The organism is Streptomyces lydicus (genome assembly GCF_000717345.1).
GTDB lineage: Bacteria > Actinomycetota > Actinomycetes > Streptomycetales > Streptomycetaceae > Streptomyces > Streptomyces lydicus.
In genome coordinates, this window is sequence record NZ_JNZA01000041.1 from 11,977 (window position 1) to 32,678 (window position 20,702).

Here is a 20,702-nt window from a genome sequence, read left to right on the forward strand (position 1 = left end):
AGAAGGTGTCCTAAGAGGCGGGCGAGACCGCGTCGTTGAGGGCGCGTGGTCCGGTGGTACGGGCGAGACCGCGCAGCCAGACTTCGCAGGCGATGGTCGAGTACAGGATCGCGTCACGCAGTCCGGGCGCGGAGGGGCGCCGGGCCAACTGCCGCAGCGCGTCGCCGTCCACCAGACCGAGCTGTTCCAGTCGGGAGTCCTCCCAGAGCGCCATCAGGTCGCCGCGGTGTTCCCGCAGCCCGTTCGAGGCGTCCATCGATGCCTCGGCCTTGTTGCCGCGGCGCAGGCACACCTCGGGCACGACGCCCTGCATGGCGGCGGCCAGCAGGGGTTTGTAGCGCCAGGGCGTCACGCGCTCGTCGGGGCGGACGGCGAGGCATGCCTCGATCACCCGGTCGTCGAAGAAGGGCGACGCCATGGGAACCCCGGACCGTGCGGCCATCCGGTCCCATTGCCGGATGATGCGGGTGCAGGAACGGATCTGTTCCAGGTCGGTGTGCAGCCCACGGTCCCGGTGCAGGGGCGTGGCCTGCCCGGCCGCCGCGCGCAACGCCTCCCCGGCCATCCGTTCCGCGTCCGGACTCACCCAGTCGAACAGCCGGGGTGCCATGCCCCACCCCAGACTGCTGGCCACGGACGGCGGTTGGGGGGCACGCAGCCGGCTGCCGGCGTCGGCCAGCCACCTGCCGTACGGCCGGGAATCGGCCAGTGCCCGTACCGTGCCGCCGAGCGGCCACTCCCACAGGGCCCGGAACCCGCGCAGCTGGCGCAGGGCGAAGAGCGGACGTGTCCGCAGCAACCGGTGGTAGTAAGCCTCGGAGCACCACGCCACGTGGTCGCCGCCGATACCGGTCAGATGCAGCCGGCTGCCCCGTTCGGCCAGCCCCGGCAGGTGGTGCAGTACCCGGGACCGGTCCATCACGCCGATGGTCGGTTCGTCCAGCAGATCGTCGATGTCGAGCAGGTCGGTGTAGACCAGCGGTGAGTCGTCGGCGTCCCAGACGACGTGTTCGAGGTCGGGGAGGAAGCCGGCGGCCCGTTCCGCCCAGTGCAGGTCGGTGTCTGCGGGGTCGCGTCCGGGCCAGGTACTGGCCACCACCCGGGCCGACGACCGTGCGGCCAGGAAACAGATGGAGGTGGAGTCCAGCCCGCCGGAAAGGTCGCAACTGACCACGCCACCCTGCTGGGTGCGGGCGTCCACGGCCGCGGCCAGCGCTTCCCGCACGACGGGTGCGCCGTCGGCGAGCGAGCGCGTGGGCTCGGGCGGCGTCCACCAGCGGGACCGCCGCACGGTCCGCCCGTCCGCCGCGACGATCAACGCGTCCTGTGGCGATACGGCCGTGACCCCCGGAAACATCGGCGCCTCGAACAACGGATGGGGAACCGGCCACAACAGCCGAACGGCCAGCTGTGCCGCGTCCGGACCGGCGCCGAGCGCGTCCGCGAGGACGTCCGCGCTGGTAGCGGTGACCTGGACGCCGTCGACGGCGGCGTGGAACACCAGCCGGAGACCCGACGCCGTGCCCTGCACCCTGAGCTGCCCGTCGAGCGCGCCGACGAGATGGAAGCTCCCGGGCAGTGTGCGCGCCAGTTGGTCCAGCTGGACAAGGTCCGTCAACTTGCTTGCGTGCCTTCGGAGTTCGGCGGAATCGATCGGACAGCATCCGACGACGGTGAGTGCCGCCCGGCCGGCTCGTGCGGTGACGATCTCGTCGTCATTCCAGTGACCGACCAGCCAGGGCCGGCCCGAGTCATGCGTCAGGATGCGCGTTCCTGGACGGGAGAAGGAGCAGGAGCGGGCCACGGCGGCCGCATCCGCGCGGTCGGGAAAGACCGCGAAATGCGCGTCGCCGGGGCCCGGTCCCTTGCTCTGGTGCGAATCAGCCATGGATTCGATGCAACGATCCGTCAGCCGACCGCGGTCAGTTCTTGCTCAGGATCAGACGGTCGTTTCCGGAGCTGTTGAGGAGTCCGGTCTTCTTCCGGAACGTCCCCAGCCGGACGAGGGTAGGTGCTTCGTAAGCCTTCTTCATGACGTCTCCTCCGCCGTTGGTTGCGACCGCCTCCCTGATGCGACGGTGAACCGGGCACGCCGGCCCACGGCCGTCCCGGTGTCCGGACCCGTCGGGAGCCCGGAACGAGGAGGTGGGGCGTTCGCAGACGAAGCTAGTTGCAGGCCCACGGCCCTCTGCAACCCCCGAAAGGAAAGTGCGATTTTCGGCTTAACTGCAAGATGGTCGATGCATCGAACCGCCCTGTCCATCGCTTCGTAAAAAGTGAATCAAAGCCGGCGAGTAAATTCCGCGGCAACGAAACGTTTTGAACTGTGCTTCCGGAACCCGACCCTCGATCCGGTCGGAGGGAGGGCGCGCGGTAGCCCAAAGTGCGCCGCCGACCGCGCCCTGCCTCGATCGGCACCGCGAAACAGTGGCCGACAGGCACGGGTGCCGTTCTCTCTGGGCCAAGGCGACTCGAGGGCCCAGACGGGGCAGAGATGACCTCAACGCCCGGAAGTTTCGGCCAAGGCCGGCCCCCGCAGCGTGAGTTGAGTCGTTTCCGGAAAGAGCTTGGCTACCTGAAACTCGCCCGCCGCGGCGCCGTACTCCTCTTCCAGGTCCTGACCGAGCGCGAGGAGAAGAACGGCGCCGCCATCGCCTCCAACGAGTCGTTCGGCAAGCGCACACGCTCCGGCGAACCTGTGCCAAGCGGCACCGAAGGTCAACGGGTTCGGCCTTGCCGGGCCCGGCAATCAGTCGTCGGAGAAGGAAAGGCAGACCGCAGACGGATCCAAGGTCACCTGGTTCTGGGTGTAACAGTCCGCTTGCCGGGTGGCGACCTCGGCTCCGTCGAAGGTTCAGGGCATAGGTGCCGCGGGGCATACGGGCCGGACGTGTCCGGACACCCGGGATCTCTGACATCGGGACGGGTAGCGGCACTTTTACCTTGGCGACCGGTCCGGTCAGGGGGGATCGACAGTGGTCACACAAGAAACGCGGCATTCTGCTGATTCTGCATATCGAATACTGTTGCGAACACCGATTTTTTTCGCGCTGGCTACGTATCGGGCAGGCATCCCGGGGCGGCCTGGTCAGCAAGGCAGATGAGGGTGGCCTGCGGGTCCATGCCGAAGGCGGCGGCGATGAGCTTGGGGGCCGTGGTGTTCACCAGGTCGGCGAGGCGGGTGCTGCGGATCATCCGGGGCGGGTATCCGCAGTCGTCAAGGACTTGGGAAAGATGGGCAGTTGAGGCCGGGCTTCGCCCGGCCTTGGTTCCTTTGGTGACCATCACATGCGGGTTGGCCGTCGGCCACTCCGCGCGGTGGTTCAGCAGCGTTCCAGCACGGTCCAGGAGGCGGGATCAAGCGGGACGGCTTGTTCAACGAGACGCCGCGAAAGGGGAGATGGCCCAACGATCCCTTTCTGTCAGCCCCTCTTAGACCAGCCACTTCCCGTCGCGCATCAGGGTCCGTCCGGGCATCTCGGGAACCGTGCCCCATGCCTGCAGCACCTGCGGAGTGACCTGGAAGAAGACGTACGAGGGGTGGTCCTTGCGAGGGTCCCAGCCATCCTTGGCGGCGAAGGCGTCACCCACCTCGGCCGGAAGCTCCTCGCGGGTCAGCATGCGCGCGGTGCCATGGACCAGGATCACGTCCCGGGTATGGCCGAAGCAGAGCCGGACCAGGCCCGACGCACACAGGTTGCGCCCGGTCGGGTTGGTGTCGCGGGTGGACAGCCACACCTCCTTGCCATCCCACCAGAAGGCCAGTGGAACGAGACACGGCTCGCCGGTGGCGTCGGCCGTGGCGACCCAGACGTCGTTGTCCCGCGACAGCCGTTCCAGCGCCTCGCGCTTGCGCTGCTCCGGGCTACGGGGGTTGCTGGGGTGAGCGTCATTTGCCGTCATATTGGGAGGCTACGGCGTGAGCCGCTCGGTCACCTCCGGCGGCGGAACTAGGTCGCAAGGCGGAGGGTTGTCCTCGTACTCGGCGTAGTCAAACAGTCCGACAACGCAGCAGCGGGCGTGCCGGGCGGGACCGTCGATACACGCCCTAACGCCTGCTCGCGGCTACCGCAGCACTTCCACTCAGGACGCCAAGTGCCACGCACCACAGTGAGTACAGGAGGGTTATCTCCTTCGAGCTGACGCGCCATGACGGAGCAGCTGACCGCAGTTGGGCCCTGTTCTCGAGCCAGTTCCTCCACAGTGGGGGTCTCACACACGGCCAGCCATCACATCTGTCCACGACCTGCGCTATTTTCACTAACCGTCAGGACATTGAAGGGTCAGTAGCCCAATCATGCATGAGCAATTCGACACCCTCGGTGGGACAACACCTTCCGACACCGAGCTGGCCCAGCGCATCCGTGCCGCAGCCCGGGCCGGAAGCCGGGCGACGGCTGATCCGTATGGCGCGCCGGCTCCGGACGGCGCAGCGGAGACCGGCGAGGAAGCCCTCGACGAGTTTCACCGCCGGCACTACGCCGCCGTACTGGCCTACGCCCGCTCCTGCTCCAGAACCTCCCAGGCCGCAGCGGATCTGGCGAAGGAAGCCATCGACCGCGTCCTGCACTCCCAAGAGCCGGGGGAGGGGGCTGATGCCGTATCACCAAATGCAGCACAGACTCCACGGATCCCGGGTGCCAGTCCTCCAAGCCCGCTGGGCTGTAGTCAGCTGGAGCGAGTCGCCCGTGCGAAGCGGGCACAGCCATCTGTCGCTGGCGAATGCCGCGGAGGCTCCTTGTCCATCCGTGCGACCAGTGCACTGAAGGCGAACTGAAGAGGCTGGTCGTGCCTACCGGGCACGTGGTCTGTGGCTCGGCGGGCTGATTGATCCCGGCTGCCTCGTATATCCGAGGCAGCCGGGATCGCTGTTTTGCGAGCGACTTTCCCCGAAACGCAGACAGTGCCCGCCGCCTGACCCTGACGACAACCGGCAATGGCCTCCGCCGACCGCACGCCTTGGGCGCCGCCCCTCTTTGTGGGCAGTTGCACCGTCGACCGGGTCGAGCCGCGCGTTCCGCACGAGCGCGGTGAGGCGAGTTACCCGGCTGCTTGGGCGGCTTGCGCCGAGATGCCGGCTGGCGGTCAGCTGCACTGCGGGAGCGCGTATCGGATGGATGACCGATGTGCGGGCGGTGGGGGCGTGGCCATAGTTCTCGGGAGATCGTTCGAGGGTGGCCGCGGTGCACCCGATTTTCGAAAGGAACTTCCGTGGACAGGTATGCGGACCTGGTGTTTCTCGGCGGGCGGGTGGTCACGGTCGATGCGCAGTTCTCCGTCGCCTCGGCCCTGGCGGTGACCGGCGGGGTCATCAGCGCCGTCGGCGGGCGGGACGACGTCACGCCGTTCGTCGGACCCGACACCCGCCTCGTCGACCTGCGGGGAGCGACGCTGCTTCCCGGCATCAACGATTCCCACCTGCACGGATGTGCCTTCGGCATGGCGACGCCGCCGCTCTCCCTCGACCTCGGACATCCCGCCGTGTCCTCCCTCGCGGACGTGGCCGAGGCGGTATGTGAGGCCATCGCTCGGGTACCGGGCGGGCAGTGGATCACGGGGCACGGCTGGGACCCCGGATTCCTCGACGAGTGCGTCACCGATCCTTCGTGGCAGCCCTCCCGGCGCGACCTCGACGCCGTGAACCCGGACCACCCCGTCGTCCTGTATTCCTTTTCCGGGCACGCCACCTGGGTCAACTCCAAGGCACTGGAACTCATCGGGATCGACCGGCACACCGTCGCGCCGCCCGGCGGGGCCATCGTCGTGGACGACGCCGGGGAGCCCACCGGGCTGCTCCACGAGGGGGCCCAGGCCCTCGTCCAGAATGCCCTGCCGCCGCTCAGCCGGCAGGAGCGGACCGACGCCATCCGGTCGACCCTCGCCACCCTCGCCCGGACTCCGGTGAGTCCGGCGACGCCGATCCGCGCCGCCTCGCGATCCACGGAGTCAAGATCTTCGCCGACGGCATCGTCCCCAACAAGACGGCCTGGATGCACGAGCCGTACCTCGGCGGCGGCTGCGGTTCCCTGTGCGTCGGCGGCGGGACCGACGCCGAGCGGATCGCCGAGATCGACGCCATGATCCGGCATGCCCACGCCGCCGGGCACCAGTTGGGCGTCCACGTCACCGGCGACCGGGCCTGCGACGCCGTCGCGGACTCCTTCGCCGCGGCCGTGGACGAGCGCCCGCGTCCCGACGCCCGCCACTACCTCATCCACGGCGACTTCCTCACCCCGCACAGCATGAAGGTGCTGGCCGCGCACGGCTTCGGCGTCAACATGAACCCCACCATCAAGTGGACCGTCGCCGACATGGAGGAGGAGTTCGTCGGCGTCGAACGTGCCGCGTACGCATGGCCCTACCGCGATGCCATCGACGCCGGCGTGCGGGTCGCGAGCGGGTCCGACGCCCCCGTCACGTACCCGGACTGGCGCCAGGGCGTCGCCACCATGGTGCTGCGCGAGTCCAAGGCCGCCGGCCGGGTCAGCGGCCCCGAGCAGCGCATCGGCCTGGCCGAGGCGATCCGTACGTACACGATCGACGCGGCCTGGCAGGACTTCGCCGACGACTGGAAGGGCTCCCTGGAGCCGGGCAAGGTCGCCGACCTCTGTGTGCTCGACGGGGATCTGCTCGCCGCCGACCCCCACGACATCCCGGACCTGCCCGTCGTCCTGACCGTCATGGACGGGCAGGTCGTGCACGACACCCTCCGCGATTGACGTATTCCGGGCGCGTGATCATCCTTGGGGATGGCAGCGCAGCGGAGCACACGGCGGACATCCTGGACGCGGCCGTCCAGGTCCGGGAGGCCGCCAGGAGCGCCACGAGCGGCGCGACCGGCGTCGGCACGGTCCTGGCGGCGCTGTCGGAGGTGATGGAGTACGACCACGCCTCCCTGACCCGGTGGGACCCGCTGCGCCGGCGCCACACCACCCTGGCCGGAAGCTACCCGGACGACGCCACGGCCTACATCGAGACCCACCTCGACCACGACCCGGTCTTCCCCGTGCTCCGCAGCCCGGCCCGAGGTGGTCTCTGGCTCAGTGACGTCCCCCGGCAGCTCCTGGCCAAATCCCCGGGCTTCCAGGAAGTGCTGCGTCCCCTCCGCATCGAGGGCGGCGTGGCGCAGTGCCTGTTCACCACCGACGGCCGGTACGTCGGCATGCTGAACGTAAGCACCCGCCGGCCGCGGCGCACGCCCGATGCGGTGCGCGCCGTGGTCACCCTGCTCACCGAGGCCCTCGCCGCGGCCGTCGATCCCCGCTCGGGCCCCGCCGTCCGAGGAGATCGCCACGGCCGACCCCGCCGTGGACGCGCGGCGGCCCGGCGGGCTCTCGCCGCGGGAGCTCCAGGTGCTGGCTGAACTGACCACCGGACGCACCAACCGGGAGGTCGCCGAGCGGCTGTACATGACGCCGCGCACCGTAGGGACCCACATCGAGCACATCCTCGCCAAGCTCGACCTCCCCAACCGCGCGGCCGCCGCCGCCCGAGCCGCCGCCTGGGGAATCGAACTCGCCCGCTGATGCGAGCCCAACGACGTACAGCGCTCGGACCGCGGGCGTGCCCTGGCGGGACACTCCGTCACACCTGCTGGGGCGACAACAGAGGAATGAGGCAGGGCCAGTGTGTTGCCACGCCTGCGGGCTGGACGCTCTGATGCTGCCGAACGCGCTCCCCGCCGTGCTCAACTCGCGCATTCACATGCTCAGTCACCAATTCCCGACCGTTGACCGCGCCGAGAGCCCGCTGCTCGACGCCGTCCGCATCGCCGACGCGCTGCTGGGCAGCGCGCACATCCTCAGCGTTGCCGCCGCCGAACCGGCGACGACATCTCTCGGTTCACCACCGCAGACGCATCGACAAGCGCCCCGCACTTTCGTCGCCCCGGCCCCACTTCACGAGGAGTGACTCCCATCAGGAGGTTGGCGGGGCGGTCGGTAGACGTCATGACTCCCGGTACCTGCGCCGTTGGGAGCGGCTCCAGACGTCACCGGCGCGCCAGGGCCGCGGCCACCGTGCTCATTTCCGCGCGCGAGCGATTCACCGATACACCTGTGCCTTCCGGCGCCGAGGGAAGGAACGCGCCGCGGCCAGGGAATCCGCTCTGCTCGGAATGTGGTGCTCAGGTAGAGGCGCCCGGTAGGGGTCCTGCGTCCGAATCGCCCGCTTCCGTGGCCCTGTGGCGTGTCTCGGACGGGTGAATTCGGGAACCTGGCCGCTCCCGGTTTCCGACAGGACCGTTGGGCTGGGCGGATAGCCGGATGATCACTCTTCGGGCGTCCCTTGCTCATTCGTGTACACGTGCTTGAGGAGAGGTCCCCTTGGCTACGGCTGATCTTCCCGGTCCTGATTCGCTGCTGCGCCGCACGCTGGGGGAGTGGCGGATCGGGTTGGTGGCGTGGCGGCTGCTGGTTCTGCAGACCGCGGATCCGGCGGTCGCCGCCGGCATGGCCAACTTCTCCACCTACCGCGCGCACCCGTGGCGGCGTATCGAGCACACCATGGACAGCGGGAAGCGGCTGTTCTTCTCCGACCGTGAAGGGCTACGCCGCGAGGTGGCCCGTCTGGAGCGCACGCACCGCCGTCTGGCCGGGACCGACGAGCAGGGCAGGCCGTTCACGGCGTTGGACCCGGCGGTGCGGGTGTGGGTACTGGTCACCTTGTACGAGTGCATGACGGCGATGCGGGAACTGTCCGGACGCCCGCTGGCGCCGCCTGAACTGGATCAGATGTACGGGGAATTCCGTGCGGTGTGTGCCGAGTTCGGCTTCTCCGATGCCCTGCTACCGGCCACGGCCGCGGACGTGCCCGCGTATGTGGACCGCACGATTCGCGAGCGCCTCGAATACAGCGAATCCGTGCGCTACCTGCTCTTCGACATGCTCCGTGAAGCACCCGCACCCCGCCGCTTGGGCCACCTGAAGCCGGTCTGGCCGCTTGTGCGCACGGTGGCCGCCCATGTGATCGGTGCGCTGACCATCGCGGACCTGCCGGAAGCCTTCCGCGAGCGCTTCAACCTGCCCCGCACCCGCCGCGCGGCCCTGCTGTCCTTCATCCTGCACCGTGGCATGCGCGTGCTGATGAATGCGCTGCCCGAGCACCGTCGCTACCGCACCCCACTGGTGGGCAACTCCTCGACCTCACAGCCTTCCACGGCCCCCACCGACCGTTCTGCTCCGCCGGAGGCAAGAGGTGTCCGGCTTCCCGCACCACGCCGTCGTAAGGGTGCCGATTCCCGCCCGGCGCGTCTGCGGACCTTCTTCCGTCAGGTTCTCGACCAGACCGGCGACGGCCGCATCGGCTCGGCCGATCTGCAGGCCATGGCGCACAACGTGTGCTGGCCGCTCGAACTCACCCCTGAGCGCGAAGCCCGCGTCTATGCCGCCTTCGAGACCTGGTGGCAGCACCTGCGGGCCGGCATGGACGCTGACGATGACGGACAGGTGACCTGCGAGGAGTTCGTCACCGCCATGCTCACCGGGATCGACGCCGGGCCGGGCTATCTCGAGCAGGGGTTGCATGTCGCGGTGCGGGCGATCTTCCACGCTGCGGATACCGACGGCAGCGGACGCCTGTGCGCCGATGCGTACCGCACGATCTTCGGCGGCTCCCGGGTCCACCCCGCCGAACTCAACCACGGCTTCCGCCAGCTCGACCACGATGGAGACGGCAGCATCACCGAAGACGAATTCGTCCAGGCATTCACCGACTACTTCACCGCCCGTACCGACAACACGGCCGGCAGCCAACTCCTCGGACGCCCATAGCGGCCGAAGCGGGCGACGTCCCGGGGCAGCCACTGAGAGCCTTGGCAGCGCGGTGGCAATTCCCGCAGGGGCCTGAAGCGTGTGACGGCGGGAAGAGTGCGTCGTTATTTTGATCATTCGGCCGGGGGCGCGGCCGAGCTCGACGACGCCGTACCCGGAGCGAAGAAGGTGGACAGTGTCGCCGCAAGCGGCACACTGTCGCTCAGATCCCGGGCGGAGTACGAGCGGTAGAGACCGCCACCTTGGCCCCACACCACGATCCGCTGCGAGTCGGCTTACGTTCGGCGTGCAACTCGGACAGGACCTGAAGCTGGGGATTGTGAACGGCAGCGGGCAGGCGCATCTGACAGTTACCGCCGCCTGGAAGCCGGGGGCGTGAAGGCCGCTGAACACCCCGCATTCGACTGAATTCGGGGTGTTCAGCGGGATGTCACATCCGACTCCGGGGCCAGAAAGACCAGGGCGATAAGTCGGCACCCTGGAAGTAGCGACGATCTGTTCACGGGGTGGCCATCTTGCCGCTGGAGAACGACTGCAGGCTCTCCAAAGCTGATGACGGCCTGGTGCCGGCCGTGTGCGTGGCCGCTGCGGCGTGTTTGCGCCCCCGGGCTCATGGCGTCGTGTACAGCGGGGTCTCCGCCGGCGGCGAGAAGACGTTGCGAGCCTCCAGGTCTGATAACGACTCAGCCCGGACGGCAGGCGGCGGATGGACCCCCGCCTGTTGCGAACCCTCCCGGGCTGATGACGATGTGGTGCGCCGGCACGCCGAACTCGGCTTCAGCGGCGCGCCGGGTGGGTCCTCAATTGGCGCGCATCCCGTGCAGCTGCGGCGACGCTCAGCCGAGTCCGGGGATCTGGGCGATGAGCAGGTCGATGAGTTTGATGCCGAGGAACGGGGCGATGAGGCCGCCGAGTCCGTAGCGGGTGAGGTTGCGGCGCAGCAGGTCGTGGGCGGAGGCGGGGGTGTAGCGCACGCCGCGCAGGGCGAGCGGGATCAGGGCGATGATGATGAGCGCGTTGAAGATGATCGCGGAGGTGATGGCGGAGGTCGGGCTGTGCAGGCCCATGATGTTCAGGTCCGCCAGGCCCGGATAGACGCCGGCGAACATGGCCGGGATGATCGCGAAGTACTTGGCGACGTCGTTGGTGATCGAGAAGGTGGTCAACGCGCCGCGGGTGATGAGGAGTTGCTTGCCGATCTCGACGATCTCGATGAGTTTGGTGGGATTGGAGTCGAGGTCGACCATGTTGCCGGCCTCTTTGGCGGCCGACGTACCGGTGTTCATCGCCACGCCGACGCCCGCCTGGGCCAGTGCCGGGGCGTCGTTGGTGCCGTCGCCGGTCATCGCGACCAGCTTGCCGCCCTCCTGTTCCCGGGCGATCAGGGCGAGTTTGTCCTCGGGCGTGGCCTCGGCCAGGTAATCGTCGATGCCCGCTTCCTGGGCGATGGCCTTGGCCGTGAGGGGGTTGTCGCCGGTGATCATGACCGTACGGATGCCCATGCGGCGCAGTTCGGCGAAGCGTTCGCGGATGCCGTCCTTGACGATGTCTTTGAGGTGGATGACGCCCAGAACCCGCGGCCCGTAATGGTCGTGCACCGCCACCAGCAGCGGGGTGCCGCCGGACGCGGCGATGGCGTCGGTGAACATGAGGGCCTCGGCGGGTACTTGGCCGCCGTGCCTCACCACCCAATCGATGACCTGGGCAGCCGCGCCCTTGCGGAGCGCGCACCCCGAACCTCCCCCACCGCCTGAAGGGCGTGGGAGGTGCCCCCCTGTCCAGCGCAGGGTGACGCCGCTCATCCGGGTCTGTGCGCTGAAGGCGACGTACTCGGCGTGCTGGAGCTCGCCTTCGGCAGGTGCCCGCAGCCCGTACTTGTTCTTGGCGAGGACGACGATGGAGCGGCCCTCGGGCGTCTCGTCGGCGAGGGAGGAGAGCTGGGCGGCGTCCGCGAGCTGGAGTTCGTCGAGGCCCGGGAGCGGGATGAAGGCGGCCGCCTCGCGATTGCCGAGGGTGATGGTGCCGGTCTTGTCGAGCAGCAAGGTGTTGATGTCGCCGGCCGCCTCGACCGCACGTCCCGACATGGCCAGGACGTTGCGCTGGACGAGGCGGTCCATGCCGGCGATGCCGATCGCGGAGAGCAGCGCGCCGATCGTCGTGGGGATGAGGGTGACGAGAAGGGCGACGAGCACGGCCGTCTGTTGCGCCGCGCCGGCGTAGGCAGCCATCGGCTGCACGGTGACGACGACGAGGATGAAGACGATGGTGAGCGCGGCGAGCAGGATGTGCAGCGCGATCTCGTTGGGTGTCCGCTGCCGGGTCGCGCCCTCGACCAGGGCGATCATGCGGTCCAGGAAGGAGTTGCCGGGGCGGGAGGTGATGCGCACGACGATGCGGTCGGACAGCACGGTGGTGCCGCCGGTGACCCCGGAGCGGTCGCCGCCCGACTCGCGGATGACGGGCGCGGATTCGCCGGTGACCGCCGACTCGTCGACCGCGGCGGCGCCGTCGACGACATCACCGTCGGCCGGGATGGTCTCGCCCGCCTCGACCAGGACGAAGTCGAACGGCTGCAGATCGGCGGCGGCGACGGTCTCGGTCTCGGCTCCCCGGAGGTCGATGCCGACCCGCCAGTTGTTGCGCAGTCGCCGGGCGGTGATGTCCGTACGCGCCTTGCGCAGCGATGCGGCCTGCGCTCTGCCGCGGCCCTCGGCTACCGCCTCTGCGAGGTTGGTGAAGACGACGGTCAGCCAGAGCCAGCCGCTGATCACCCAGGTGAAGACGGACGGGTTGAGGAGTGCGGAGAGGGTGGTGAGGAGCGAACCGCAGGCCACGACGAACAGCACGGGGTTGGTGGCCAGGGCCCGCGGATGCAGCTTGCGCAGCGCTTCGGGAAGGGCTGTCAGCAGTGCCTTGGGGTCGAAGAGTCCGCTCGGCGTCCGTCGCCGCCGTCGGCCTCTTGGCGTGGGGGTGCCCTGGGGGGAGACGGTGATTGAGCCGCTCGGCGAAGTCGTCGGGGCGGGGGAGGGGGCGGGAGCCATACGGGGACCTTCTGGGAGTGCGGCCTCCTGCGTGCGCGGGCGGCCGGGTGGTCTGAGAGACGGTGGCCGAGGTCGGGCCGGCCGGTGGGCGGAGCGCCGTCGCCTCGGCATCCGCCGGCCGTGATCGAACCTATGGCGCCACCGGGCGGCGCACGTCATGGCACGTACGGAATTTGCGGCTCTCTTACGGTCTGACACGATCGGGCCCATCAGGCCATACGCAATCTTGACGGCGAACTGTTGTGCGCACCGGAACCGCTCGCCCCGCCCCGGCAATCTTGTCGACGTGACGTCAACTCTCCATCTGCGTATGCCATTCGGGCAGCGCTCGCAGCACATGGTGATCTGCGGAAACGACGGACTCGCGCACCGTCTGGCGGTGACGCTGGACGCTGTCTGCGGTGAGGCGGTCACCGTGGTGCTGCCCTCGGGGCGCGACGGCCACGCGCCGGAGATCGCCGCCCTGCACCGTGATCCGCAGTCACCGGTCGAACTGCTGGTGGCCACCCACCCGGACGAACAGACGCTGCGCGCCGCCGGGGTGGAGTGGGCCGCCGCGCTCGCCCTGACCTACCGTGACGACCAGGTCAACGTGACCGCCGCACTGCTCGCCCGCACTCTCAACCCGACCATCCGCCTGGTCATCCGCATGTACAACCGAGAGCGCGGCAGCCATCTCGAACGATTGCTGGACCGCGCTGTGTTGGCGCTCGGCCGGACCGACGGCACGTCGCTGGACATGTCCACCACGGTGCTGTCCGACACAGACACCGCGGTCCCGGAGCTGGTGTCCGCCGCGGCGGTCGGTCAGGGACACACCCTCCAGGTCGAGGGCCAGGTCTTCCGCGGCGTCGTACGCCCCGCACGCACCCCGCTCCGGTCGGCCGACCTGGCCACGCTGGCCGTACTGTCCGGCGCCCATCAGGACGACCCGGCCAGCGAGGACAGCCCCGAGACGCCGGGGGAGGAGGGCACCCAGCTGCTGCCCGACACCTTCACCGCCTACCACCGGCAGTTCACCCACGGCCGGCTGATGCTGGAGGAGGTCACCCACCACCACCCGCCCGAGGCCCCGCCACGGGGCCGGCGCAGTTACGGAGCTTGGCTGCGGGACCGGCTGGCGCATCTGCCGTGGAAGGTGTTCCTCTCCCGCGAGCTCATCGCCGTCTTCGGGGTGCTGGCCGCGATCGTGCTGGTGCTGGCCGGTGCCACTGCCCTGGCCGAGTCCGAGCCGCTGTGGAAGTCGCTGTATCTGCCGCTGCTGGACATCTTCACCATGGGCGACCCGGCGACCGACGAGTCCCCGGCCCGCCGGGTGCTCCAGCTCATCGCCGGTTTCGTCGGTCTGGCCGTCCTGCCGCTCGTGGTCGCCGCGACGATGAACGCCACCGACGCATTCCGCAAGGCATCTGTCGGACACCCGCCCGCCGAGGACCTGGCCGATCACATCGTGCTGGTCGGCCTCGGCAAGATCGGTACCCGGGTGCTGGCCCAACTGCGCACCACCGACCACCAAGTGGTCGTCGTAGAACGCGATCCGCACGCCCGCGGTGTCCCTCTCGCTCGCGAGCTGGGTGTGCCGCTGCTGCTGGAGGACGCCAGTGCGCCCGGTGTCCTCGACCGTGCCCGGATCAGACAGAGCAAGTCGCTGCTGGTCCTCACTCGCGACGACGGCGAGAACCTCGACATCGCGATGGCCGCCCGCGAGAGCAACTCCCAGGTGCGGGTGGTGATGCGGCTCTACGACGACGACTTCGCCGCCACCGTCTCCCGTACGATGCGCGCCTCCTACCCCGACGCCACCACCCGCAGCCGCAGCGTCTCGGCGCTCGCCGCACCGTCCTTCGCCGCCGCCATGATGGGCCGTCATGTCCTGGGCGTCATGCCCGTCGAACGCGGCTCCCTCCTCTTCACCACCGTGGACGTCGCCGGGCACCCTGAGCTGGAGGGCCGCTCCCTCCACCAGGCCTTCCGCGAGAACGAATGGCGGGTGCTGGCGATCGGGTCCGCGGCCGCGCCCCCTTCCCCTGCCTCGGGCGACACGCTGGGCGGCCTCCGTCTCGACCGGCCGGGCTTCGACTGGCGGCCCTCTCACGGCAGGGTCCTGCGCGCCGGTGACCGGGTCGTGGTGGCGTCCACCCGCCGCGGCCTGGACTTCCTGATGACCGGTGTGCAGCCGCATCGGGCGGACCCGCGTACGTGAGCGTGCCCGGGGATGCCCGGGGCGATTACGAAGTGACCGCGGCCGGAAGGTCGGGCTTGGCCAGCTGGTGTCCGGCGGCGGTGGGGACGGTGAGGACCATCGTCATACCGCCGCCGGGCGTGTCCTCGGCGGTGAGGGTCCCACCGATGGCCTCCGCGAAGCCGCGGGCGACCGCCAGGCCGAGGCCGACACCCGCGCCGCGCGGCGCGTCGCCGTAGCGCTGGAACGGTTCGAAGATGCGGTCCTTGGCGTCGTCGGGGACGCCGGGGCCGCGGTCGGCGACGCGCAGTTCGACGCGGTCGCCGAGTGCGCTGGCGGATACGAGTACGGGCTCGTCTACTGGTGGCGCAGTGGCTGCGTATCGTCGCGGCCGACTACGTCTCGGCGTTCGACGCGGTCGAGGAACGGTGGCCGGACGACCCCCGGGCGCAGATCAAGGGCGTGGCCGCATTCGTCGCCGACACCCTGTCGACGCTTTCGCACCGCGGCTGTCCCTTCGTCAACTCCCTTGCCGAGCTGCCCGATCGCACCCGTCCCGCGCGCCAGGTGATCGAAGCGCACAAGGCGCGGCAACTTCGCCGTCTCACCGCCATGTGCACCGCCGCCGAACTCATCGATCCCGAAGGGGCCGCAGCAGAGCTCACCTTCGCCCTGGAGGGAGCGCAGGTGAGCGCGCAGAACGGCAGCGTGGACCACATCGCCGAACGGCTCACCACCTTCGTCGAGTCACTGCTGGTCTGGCACGGCGCAAAGGGTTCCCCAGACCCCTCCGGATCGCCGTCGCACCACAGCTGAGCTGCACCCCTCGCCCGCCGCGGCGCGTTCGGTATCGGCGATGCCCGACCCGCCGACCGTGCATTCTTCCGCGCCGTACATGGAGCGAAGGTGCACTGCCGGCAGACGGCCGGGCCGTGCGCGCCGATCGTCGCGGATCGCGGAGCACACGTCCCATTTCTCCGGGCCGGAAGACCTCGGTACCGAACTGACCACGAGCAAAGCGCCGCATCTGTACCAGCTGTCGTGGTGAGCTACGACGGGTCGGGTCACCCGGTCGTCCACGAAGTCTCCACGGTGAGTCTCTGACCTGCGCAGACCCCGCCTCAAGACGCAGTCTGAGGCCACAATCCGAGGGCTCTTCCTTACCCGGGTGTCAGGATCGCGTCACGGAGTGGGTAGCGTGGCCGGGTGAGTGAGAAGACCCTGCAGCACCGGATTGATGGTCCAGACGACGCCCCTGTACTTGTCCTCGGTGCCGCGCTGGGTCCCACCTGGCACAGGTTGTAACCCGTGTCTTGGGGCGTCCAGTCGAAACAGGGAGTGGCCCTCAAGACCATGTCGGAGCCCCTGAGTCCGGGGGCGTCCACACAGTCTGTGAGACGCGTGTGAGAGCGTGAGACGAGAAGCCCCGCCGGAATGGGCGGATTCCAGGGGGCGTTGCAACACGTGGTCGGTTGATCAGGCCGTGAGCAGTTTATGCAGGCGCTCGGCTGGGGTTTCCCAGTCGAGCGTTTTGCGTGGGCGGCTGTTGAGTTCAGCGGCGACGGCGACCAGCTGTTCGGGGCCGTGGGCGGAGAGGTCGGTGCCCTTGGGGAAGTACTGCCGCAGCAGGCCGTTGGTGTTCTCGTTCGAGCCGCGTTGCCAGGGGCTGGCCGGGTCGCAGAAGTAGACCGGGATGTCGGTGGCGACGGTGAAGGCGTGGTGCGCGGCCATCTCCGAGCCCTGGTCCCAGGTCAGTGACTTGGTCAGGTGCCGCGGCAGGGCCTGGACGGTGGTCTGCAGGGCTGTGCTGACGTCATCGGCGCCGCGGCCGCCCGGCAGGTGGACGAGCATGACGTAGCGGGTGGCCCGCTCGACCAGGGTGCCGATGGCGGAGGCGCCGTCCTTGCCGATGATCAGGTCGCCTTCCCAGTGGCCGGGGACTGCGCGGTCGTCCGCTTCGGCGGGCCGGTCGCTGATCATGACCATGGGATGGGAGAAGCGCGGCTGGCGGGATGCTGCCTGGCGGTGCGGCTTGCGCCGGGCCCGACCGGTGCGCAGGGCTCTGGCCAGCTCACGGCGCAGTTCCCCGCGGCCCTGCACGTAGAGGGCTTGGTAGATCGTCTCGTGGACCACGTGCATCTCCGGCCGGCCGGGGAACCGTCTGCGAAGAGCGTGACAGATCTGTTCCGGGCTCCACCGCATCGCCAGGTGGGCCTGGATGAAGTCCCGCAGCTCGTTGTTCTGGCCGATCTTCCGAGGCTTGGGCCGGGGCCGGCGCCGGTCGGCCCCGGCGCTGAGCGGCGTGGGGGCGGTAGACCCATCGGGTGTGGTCACCGCGCAGAGGCATGCCGTTGCGGCGGATGTCCCGGCTGATCGTGGACGGGCTGCGGCCCAGCTCGGCGGCGATCGTGCGGACGGACGCCTTCTCCCGCAGCCGGTCGGCTATGTGGATGCGCTCGTCGTCGCGCAGGTACCTCGTTGCCGATGGCACGGGCTCCTGCTCTGCCAGAGCAGGAGCCCGCCGCCGCTTCGGGTCGGTCCGGCCGTTTCGCCATTCGCGGCCGGGTCCGGTCATGGACGCCGACGCGTCGGCTTGCCTCTTTGTTGGTCAGCCCCATCTGCACGAGCCGGAAGTATTCCTCCCGCTCAGCCCGGAGCTTCCGAGGCCCCGAGCCTTACGGACCTTACGGATCTCGAAGTCCATCGCACCCCTTGAGCTGGGGTGTTGCGACGACCACTAGAACCGAAGATGCCTGGCGGGGCTTCTGCGTGCGGCGAGCTAGGACGGCGCAGTGTGAGGCTCGGGCACTGTTGTACTCCGGCTCCCCATGGGAGTCTCCCTGCGGGAGGAAGAACACGTCCTTGGGCCATACAGGCAGCCGACTTGAATGCTGCGAGCGTGCGTGGTCCATCGGGGCCGCGGGTCGGCTAGGACCTGTCCGGGCGATCAAGCTGGGCTCGATCCTCGGGAATCCATTCCGCCAAGGTGCTCCGGATCCGTCTCCGTGGGATCAGACGTCGATCGGCTTGCGGTAGCGGACGTATTCGTTCTGGCGCCGGAACCCGACGCTCTTGTAGAGGTCGTAGGAGCGGTGCGGATTCGCGGTCCCGGTGTACAACCGGGCAGTCTCCGCGCCGTGCTCACGGAGAGATCGCAATCCGTCCAGCAGCAGGGCCCGCCCCAGTCCCAGACGCCTCGACTCTGCGCGGACGCTCAATTCTTCGACTTCGCCCACGGTGTGGTCATGCCGGTGGATGGAGCACAGGGCGACGCCCGCCATCCGATCCTCATCCCAAGCGGCTCGCCAGCAGGCCGGGTCGGCCGTGGCGAGGAAGCTCTCGAACGTCCACTTCTCGGTGAAGGCAACATTCGCATACGAATCAACGACCGTCTTCCAGGCCGCGTGGTAACTGGTCGGCTCGACGGCACCCACTCTGATGCCGGCCGGCAACTGACCGTTGTGCTCGGGTAGCCGTCGGAGATCGGCCAGTTCCAGCTCTACCAGGCTGAAGACACGCCGGTACCCGATTTCGAGCAGCAGCTCCGTTGAATCCTCTTCGGAGACCATGGCGTTCGCGCCGAACACGGCCGTCCGTGCGGTTCCATGTTGCTGCACGAGCCGACGGATACGGCTCTCGGCCCAGTCGACCATGTCTGAGCCGATGCCCGCGCCGCGGTGCTCGGGCAGCAGGTAGCCACGGTGCAGGTACAGCCATGTCCCGTCCCGCTCCTGCCACCACCTGATCGTCACGTAGCCGACGATGTCACCGTTGTGCTCCACCAAGACCTGGTTCTCGGACGGGTCGTCCAGCTTGGCGGAGGCTTCGCCGATCTCGGCTGCCGTCGGAACTCCCTCCACAATCGAGCGAGCGTCGATCCCATCCCGCCCTGCACAGCCCAGCCGCACAGCGGCCATCGCGCCGTGGTCTTCGTTGCCGCGATACGGCCGGAAGAGATAGCTGGGCAATCGTCCCAGCGATCCATGGCCGTTGCCGCTGTTCACGCCCATACCAAGGCCTCCCGATGTTGGACATGCGGTCAGCGAGCGTAGGCCGTGCCGATCGGACAACCGAACTCGCCGGGCACGGCGGACTGGTCGGCGCAGACGGGCAGCCCGGTGGCAATGGCTACGTCCTGATCATCTGGGACAAGCCCGCTTCCTGACGCAACAGGTTCTCCCGGCCCGCTTTCGTCTGGAAGGCATCCCCGAGGCCGCGTGGCGGGACGCCGCAGCGCGCCGTCATCAGACGGCACTGAAGTTTGGCGAAGTGCCGCCCTTTCGACACCAAGGGCCGACACCCGGTGAACACGCCTTCACGCTGGAGCACGGTTGGTTCGAGGAGGCATGGAAGGAAGCGTCGGGGCTCGGGGGTGCGCTGCTGCGGCGCCTGCTGATCTTCCGCTCGGGCGCCGACTGGCTGGACATGGCTGGCTTCACCAAGCACGTGAGCACCTACGGATTCCGGCTGACTTTCGCGGAATCGCACTGGACGGACCACGACACGCTCATCGAGCATCTCACTCACCCCGTGTGCGGGCTCGCCCTCAAGGAGGACATGCGCACCTGCACCTGCGCGTTCGGGGAGCGGAGCTGCAGGATCTGGTTCGACGGCCCCGAACAGGCCGCCGGACGACTCGACTTGCAGCTGGTCACCGATCAAGAGGACTGCGAGATCGCGGAGTACAACCAGGCTCTCACTTACGCAGGTAGCCCGCATGAGGAGATCATGCGGGCTACCGGGCGCCCCTCAGGGGCTGCGGTGGTGTGTGCCCCCGGATGCCATGGTCGACACGGCAAGGTCGCGTTCCTGCGGCGCATTAGGAAGGACGTCGAAAGGAACACGCGTAGGGAAGGCGGAAGGCCAGATGACTGCGGAAGGGTACGTCCTCAAGGCTTGAGCAGCGCGTTCGACGCGCTATCTGTCGCGGGGCACGCTAGCGAACTCCTCCACGGGAACTGGGGCCGCTTCGCACCTCAACATGGCACATTGTGGCTATGGCTTCTTCCCCTTCTGCTGTCGACCTGCATGCCGAACCGGTCGACGAGGTGCTCGACCGGGTCGAGCGGTCTTTGGACGTTCGTTTGGAGCGGGGGAGCGTGGTGCAAGCGTCGCTCGGTCGGTGCGCGCACGGACCGCGGGACCTGGGTGCGGTTGGAGCGCCGGCCTTTGGCGCGGGTCGACGGCCAGGGGTGGAACGGCACGGAGGCCGCGGCAGCGCTGGAGGTCGTAGCTATGCCGCGGTGGCTGGCCGGCGTCGCGTGGCGGGACGCGTCAGGCGAGGCGATGTGGCGGGCGGATGAGACGACCCTGCTTCCCGGCGCCCCAGTAAAGCCCGGGGGAACCCTCACCATCGATCCGCAGCTCCCCGGCGCCTGGTGGGGGCAGCTGAACAGGTCCCTGGACGCCCTGGCCGGCCAGACCACCACCCGCATCGCGACGCCGGACACCGTCACCATCACTCAGGCCCGGGTCACACGGGAGATCACTTCGACCTTCGGCGACCTCGACACCACTCTCGCGGACTGGAGGCCGGCCCACGCGGACCTGAACTGGGCGAACGTGACGGGCCCTACGTTGGGACGACACCGTCGTCCCGCTCGCCCTCGGCACTGGGGCGGAACTACCCCCGCGAGCGCGGGGAAGCCGACCGCGCCGGTGTGAAGGCGTCTCCCTCACGCGGGTCACCCCCGCCCTCGCGGGGAGCTG

General features: G+C 69.0%; 14 protein-coding genes and 7 pseudogenes. 12 read left to right on the plus strand and 9 right to left on the minus strand.

Annotation, left to right across the window (positions count from 1 at the left end):
- Positions 1 to 10: 10 nt before the first annotated feature.
- Both OO62_RS30630 and OO62_RS39185 read right to left on the minus strand, forming a co-directional pair.
- Positions 11 to 1,888 (minus strand): lasso peptide isopeptide bond-forming cyclase, encoded by a 1,878-nt coding sequence (locus OO62_RS30630; RefSeq protein WP_033270914.1) that lies wholly within the window; start codon positions 1,886 to 1,888, stop codon positions 11 to 13.
- Positions 1,889 to 1,922: 34 nt separating this feature from the next.
- The gene (locus tag OO62_RS39185) at positions 1,923 to 2,033 is read right to left on the minus strand and encodes a keywimysin-related RiPP (protein ID WP_106974916.1); all 111 of its coding nucleotides are present in this window, start codon (positions 2,031 to 2,033) and stop codon (positions 1,923 to 1,925) included.
- Positions 2,034 to 2,563: 530 nt separating this feature from the next.
- Between OO62_RS39185 and OO62_RS41425 the strand changes: the two are divergent.
- Positions 2,564 to 2,746 (plus strand): annotated as a pseudogene (locus tag OO62_RS41425) (IS21-like element helper ATPase IstB); the annotation flags it as partial.
- Between the two features lie 308 nt (positions 2,747 to 3,054).
- Here OO62_RS41425 and OO62_RS40975 read toward each other — a convergent pair.
- A complete protein-coding gene (locus tag OO62_RS40975) occupies positions 3,055 to 3,195 on the minus strand; it encodes a hypothetical protein (protein WP_228332353.1) in 141 nt (46 codons plus the stop codon).
- Positions 3,196 to 3,432: 237 nt separating this feature from the next.
- Positions 3,433 to 3,903 (minus strand): pyridoxamine 5'-phosphate oxidase family protein, encoded by a 471-nt coding sequence (locus OO62_RS30640; protein WP_033270915.1) that lies wholly within the window; start codon positions 3,901 to 3,903, stop codon positions 3,433 to 3,435.
- A 1,308-nt stretch (positions 3,904 to 5,211) separates the two neighbouring features.
- Here OO62_RS30640 and OO62_RS41795 point away from each other — a divergent pair.
- The 7 genes and pseudogenes from OO62_RS41795 to OO62_RS40985 form a co-directional block, all read left to right on the plus strand.
- A complete protein-coding gene (locus tag OO62_RS41795; RefSeq protein ID WP_428835912.1) occupies positions 5,212 to 6,081 on the plus strand; it encodes an amidohydrolase in 870 nt (289 codons plus the stop codon).
- Positions 5,967 to 6,719 carry an amidohydrolase gene (locus OO62_RS41800; protein WP_428835913.1) on the plus strand — a complete coding sequence of 251 codons (753 nt, stop codon included), beginning with the start codon at positions 5,967 to 5,969 and terminating at the stop codon, positions 6,717 to 6,719. Before OO62_RS41795 ends, OO62_RS41800 begins: the two co-directional genes overlap by 115 nt.
- A 14-nt stretch (positions 6,720 to 6,733) precedes the next feature.
- Positions 6,734 to 7,363: a LuxR family transcriptional regulator gene (locus tag OO62_RS36660; RefSeq protein WP_228332352.1), complete on the plus strand. Its 630-nt coding sequence runs from the start codon at positions 6,734 to 6,736 to the stop codon at positions 7,361 to 7,363.
- On the plus strand, positions 7,353 to 7,526 hold the full coding sequence (locus tag OO62_RS40980; protein WP_241691861.1) for a LuxR C-terminal-related transcriptional regulator: 174 nt from the start codon (positions 7,353 to 7,355) through the stop codon (positions 7,524 to 7,526). The genes OO62_RS36660 and OO62_RS40980 overlap by 11 nt, the downstream gene beginning before the upstream one ends.
- Positions 7,527 to 7,659: 133 nt before the next feature.
- Positions 7,660 to 7,911, plus strand: a complete 252-nt coding sequence (locus OO62_RS30655) for a hypothetical protein (protein ID WP_129322919.1) — start codon at positions 7,660 to 7,662, stop codon at positions 7,909 to 7,911.
- Between the two features lie 413 nt (positions 7,912 to 8,324).
- On the plus strand, positions 8,325 to 9,770 hold the full coding sequence (locus OO62_RS30660; protein WP_033270917.1) for an oxygenase MpaB family protein: 1,446 nt from the start codon (positions 8,325 to 8,327) through the stop codon (positions 9,768 to 9,770).
- Between the two features lie 277 nt (positions 9,771 to 10,047).
- Positions 10,048 to 10,149: pseudogene (locus tag OO62_RS40985) on the plus strand (CU044_2847 family protein); the annotation flags it as partial.
- Between the two features lie 457 nt (positions 10,150 to 10,606).
- Here the strand turns inward: OO62_RS40985 and kdpB are convergent.
- A complete protein-coding gene (gene kdpB, locus OO62_RS30665; protein ID WP_033270918.1) occupies positions 10,607 to 12,811 on the minus strand; it encodes a potassium-transporting ATPase subunit KdpB in 2,205 nt (734 codons plus the stop codon).
- 310 nt (positions 12,812 to 13,121) lie between these two features.
- On the opposite strand from kdpB, the gene OO62_RS30670 reads away from it, so the two are divergent.
- Entirely contained in the window at positions 13,122 to 15,014 is a 1,893-nt protein-coding gene (locus tag OO62_RS30670; protein ID WP_033270919.1) for an NAD-binding protein, read from the plus strand.
- 25 nt (positions 15,015 to 15,039) lie between these two features.
- Here the strand turns inward: OO62_RS30670 and OO62_RS38455 are convergent.
- Positions 15,040 to 15,357: pseudogene (locus tag OO62_RS38455) on the minus strand (sensor histidine kinase); the annotation flags it as partial.
- Between OO62_RS38455 and OO62_RS30675 the strand changes: the two are divergent.
- Together OO62_RS30675 and OO62_RS40990 are read left to right on the plus strand one after the other, a co-directional pair.
- Positions 15,354 to 15,809 (plus strand): annotated as a pseudogene (locus tag OO62_RS30675) (TetR family transcriptional regulator C-terminal domain-containing protein); the annotation flags it as partial. The pseudogenes OO62_RS38455 and OO62_RS30675 overlap by 4 nt on opposite strands.
- Positions 15,810 to 16,199: 390 nt before the next feature.
- Positions 16,200 to 16,289 (plus strand): annotated as a pseudogene (locus OO62_RS40990) (3-oxoadipate enol-lactone hydrolase); the annotation flags it as partial.
- Between the two features lie 180 nt (positions 16,290 to 16,469).
- On the opposite strand, the pseudogene OO62_RS36665 reads toward OO62_RS40990, so the two are convergent.
- From OO62_RS36665 to OO62_RS40995, 3 genes and pseudogenes are all read right to left on the minus strand, one after another.
- Positions 16,470 to 17,697, minus strand: a pseudogene (locus OO62_RS36665) (IS30 family transposase).
- Between the two features lie 307 nt (positions 17,698 to 18,004).
- A complete protein-coding gene (locus OO62_RS30685) occupies positions 18,005 to 19,003 on the minus strand; it encodes a GNAT family N-acetyltransferase (protein WP_033270920.1) in 999 nt (332 codons plus the stop codon).
- A gap of 118 nt (positions 19,004 to 19,121) precedes the next feature.
- Positions 19,122 to 19,511: a hypothetical protein gene (locus OO62_RS40995; RefSeq protein WP_241691859.1), complete on the minus strand. Its 390-nt coding sequence runs from the start codon at positions 19,509 to 19,511 to the stop codon at positions 19,122 to 19,124.
- A gap of 470 nt (positions 19,512 to 19,981) precedes the next feature.
- Between OO62_RS40995 and OO62_RS41000 the strand changes: the two are divergent.
- Positions 19,982 to 20,570 (plus strand): annotated as a pseudogene (locus OO62_RS41000) (hypothetical protein); the annotation flags it as partial.
- Positions 20,571 to 20,702: the final 132 nt, after the last annotated feature.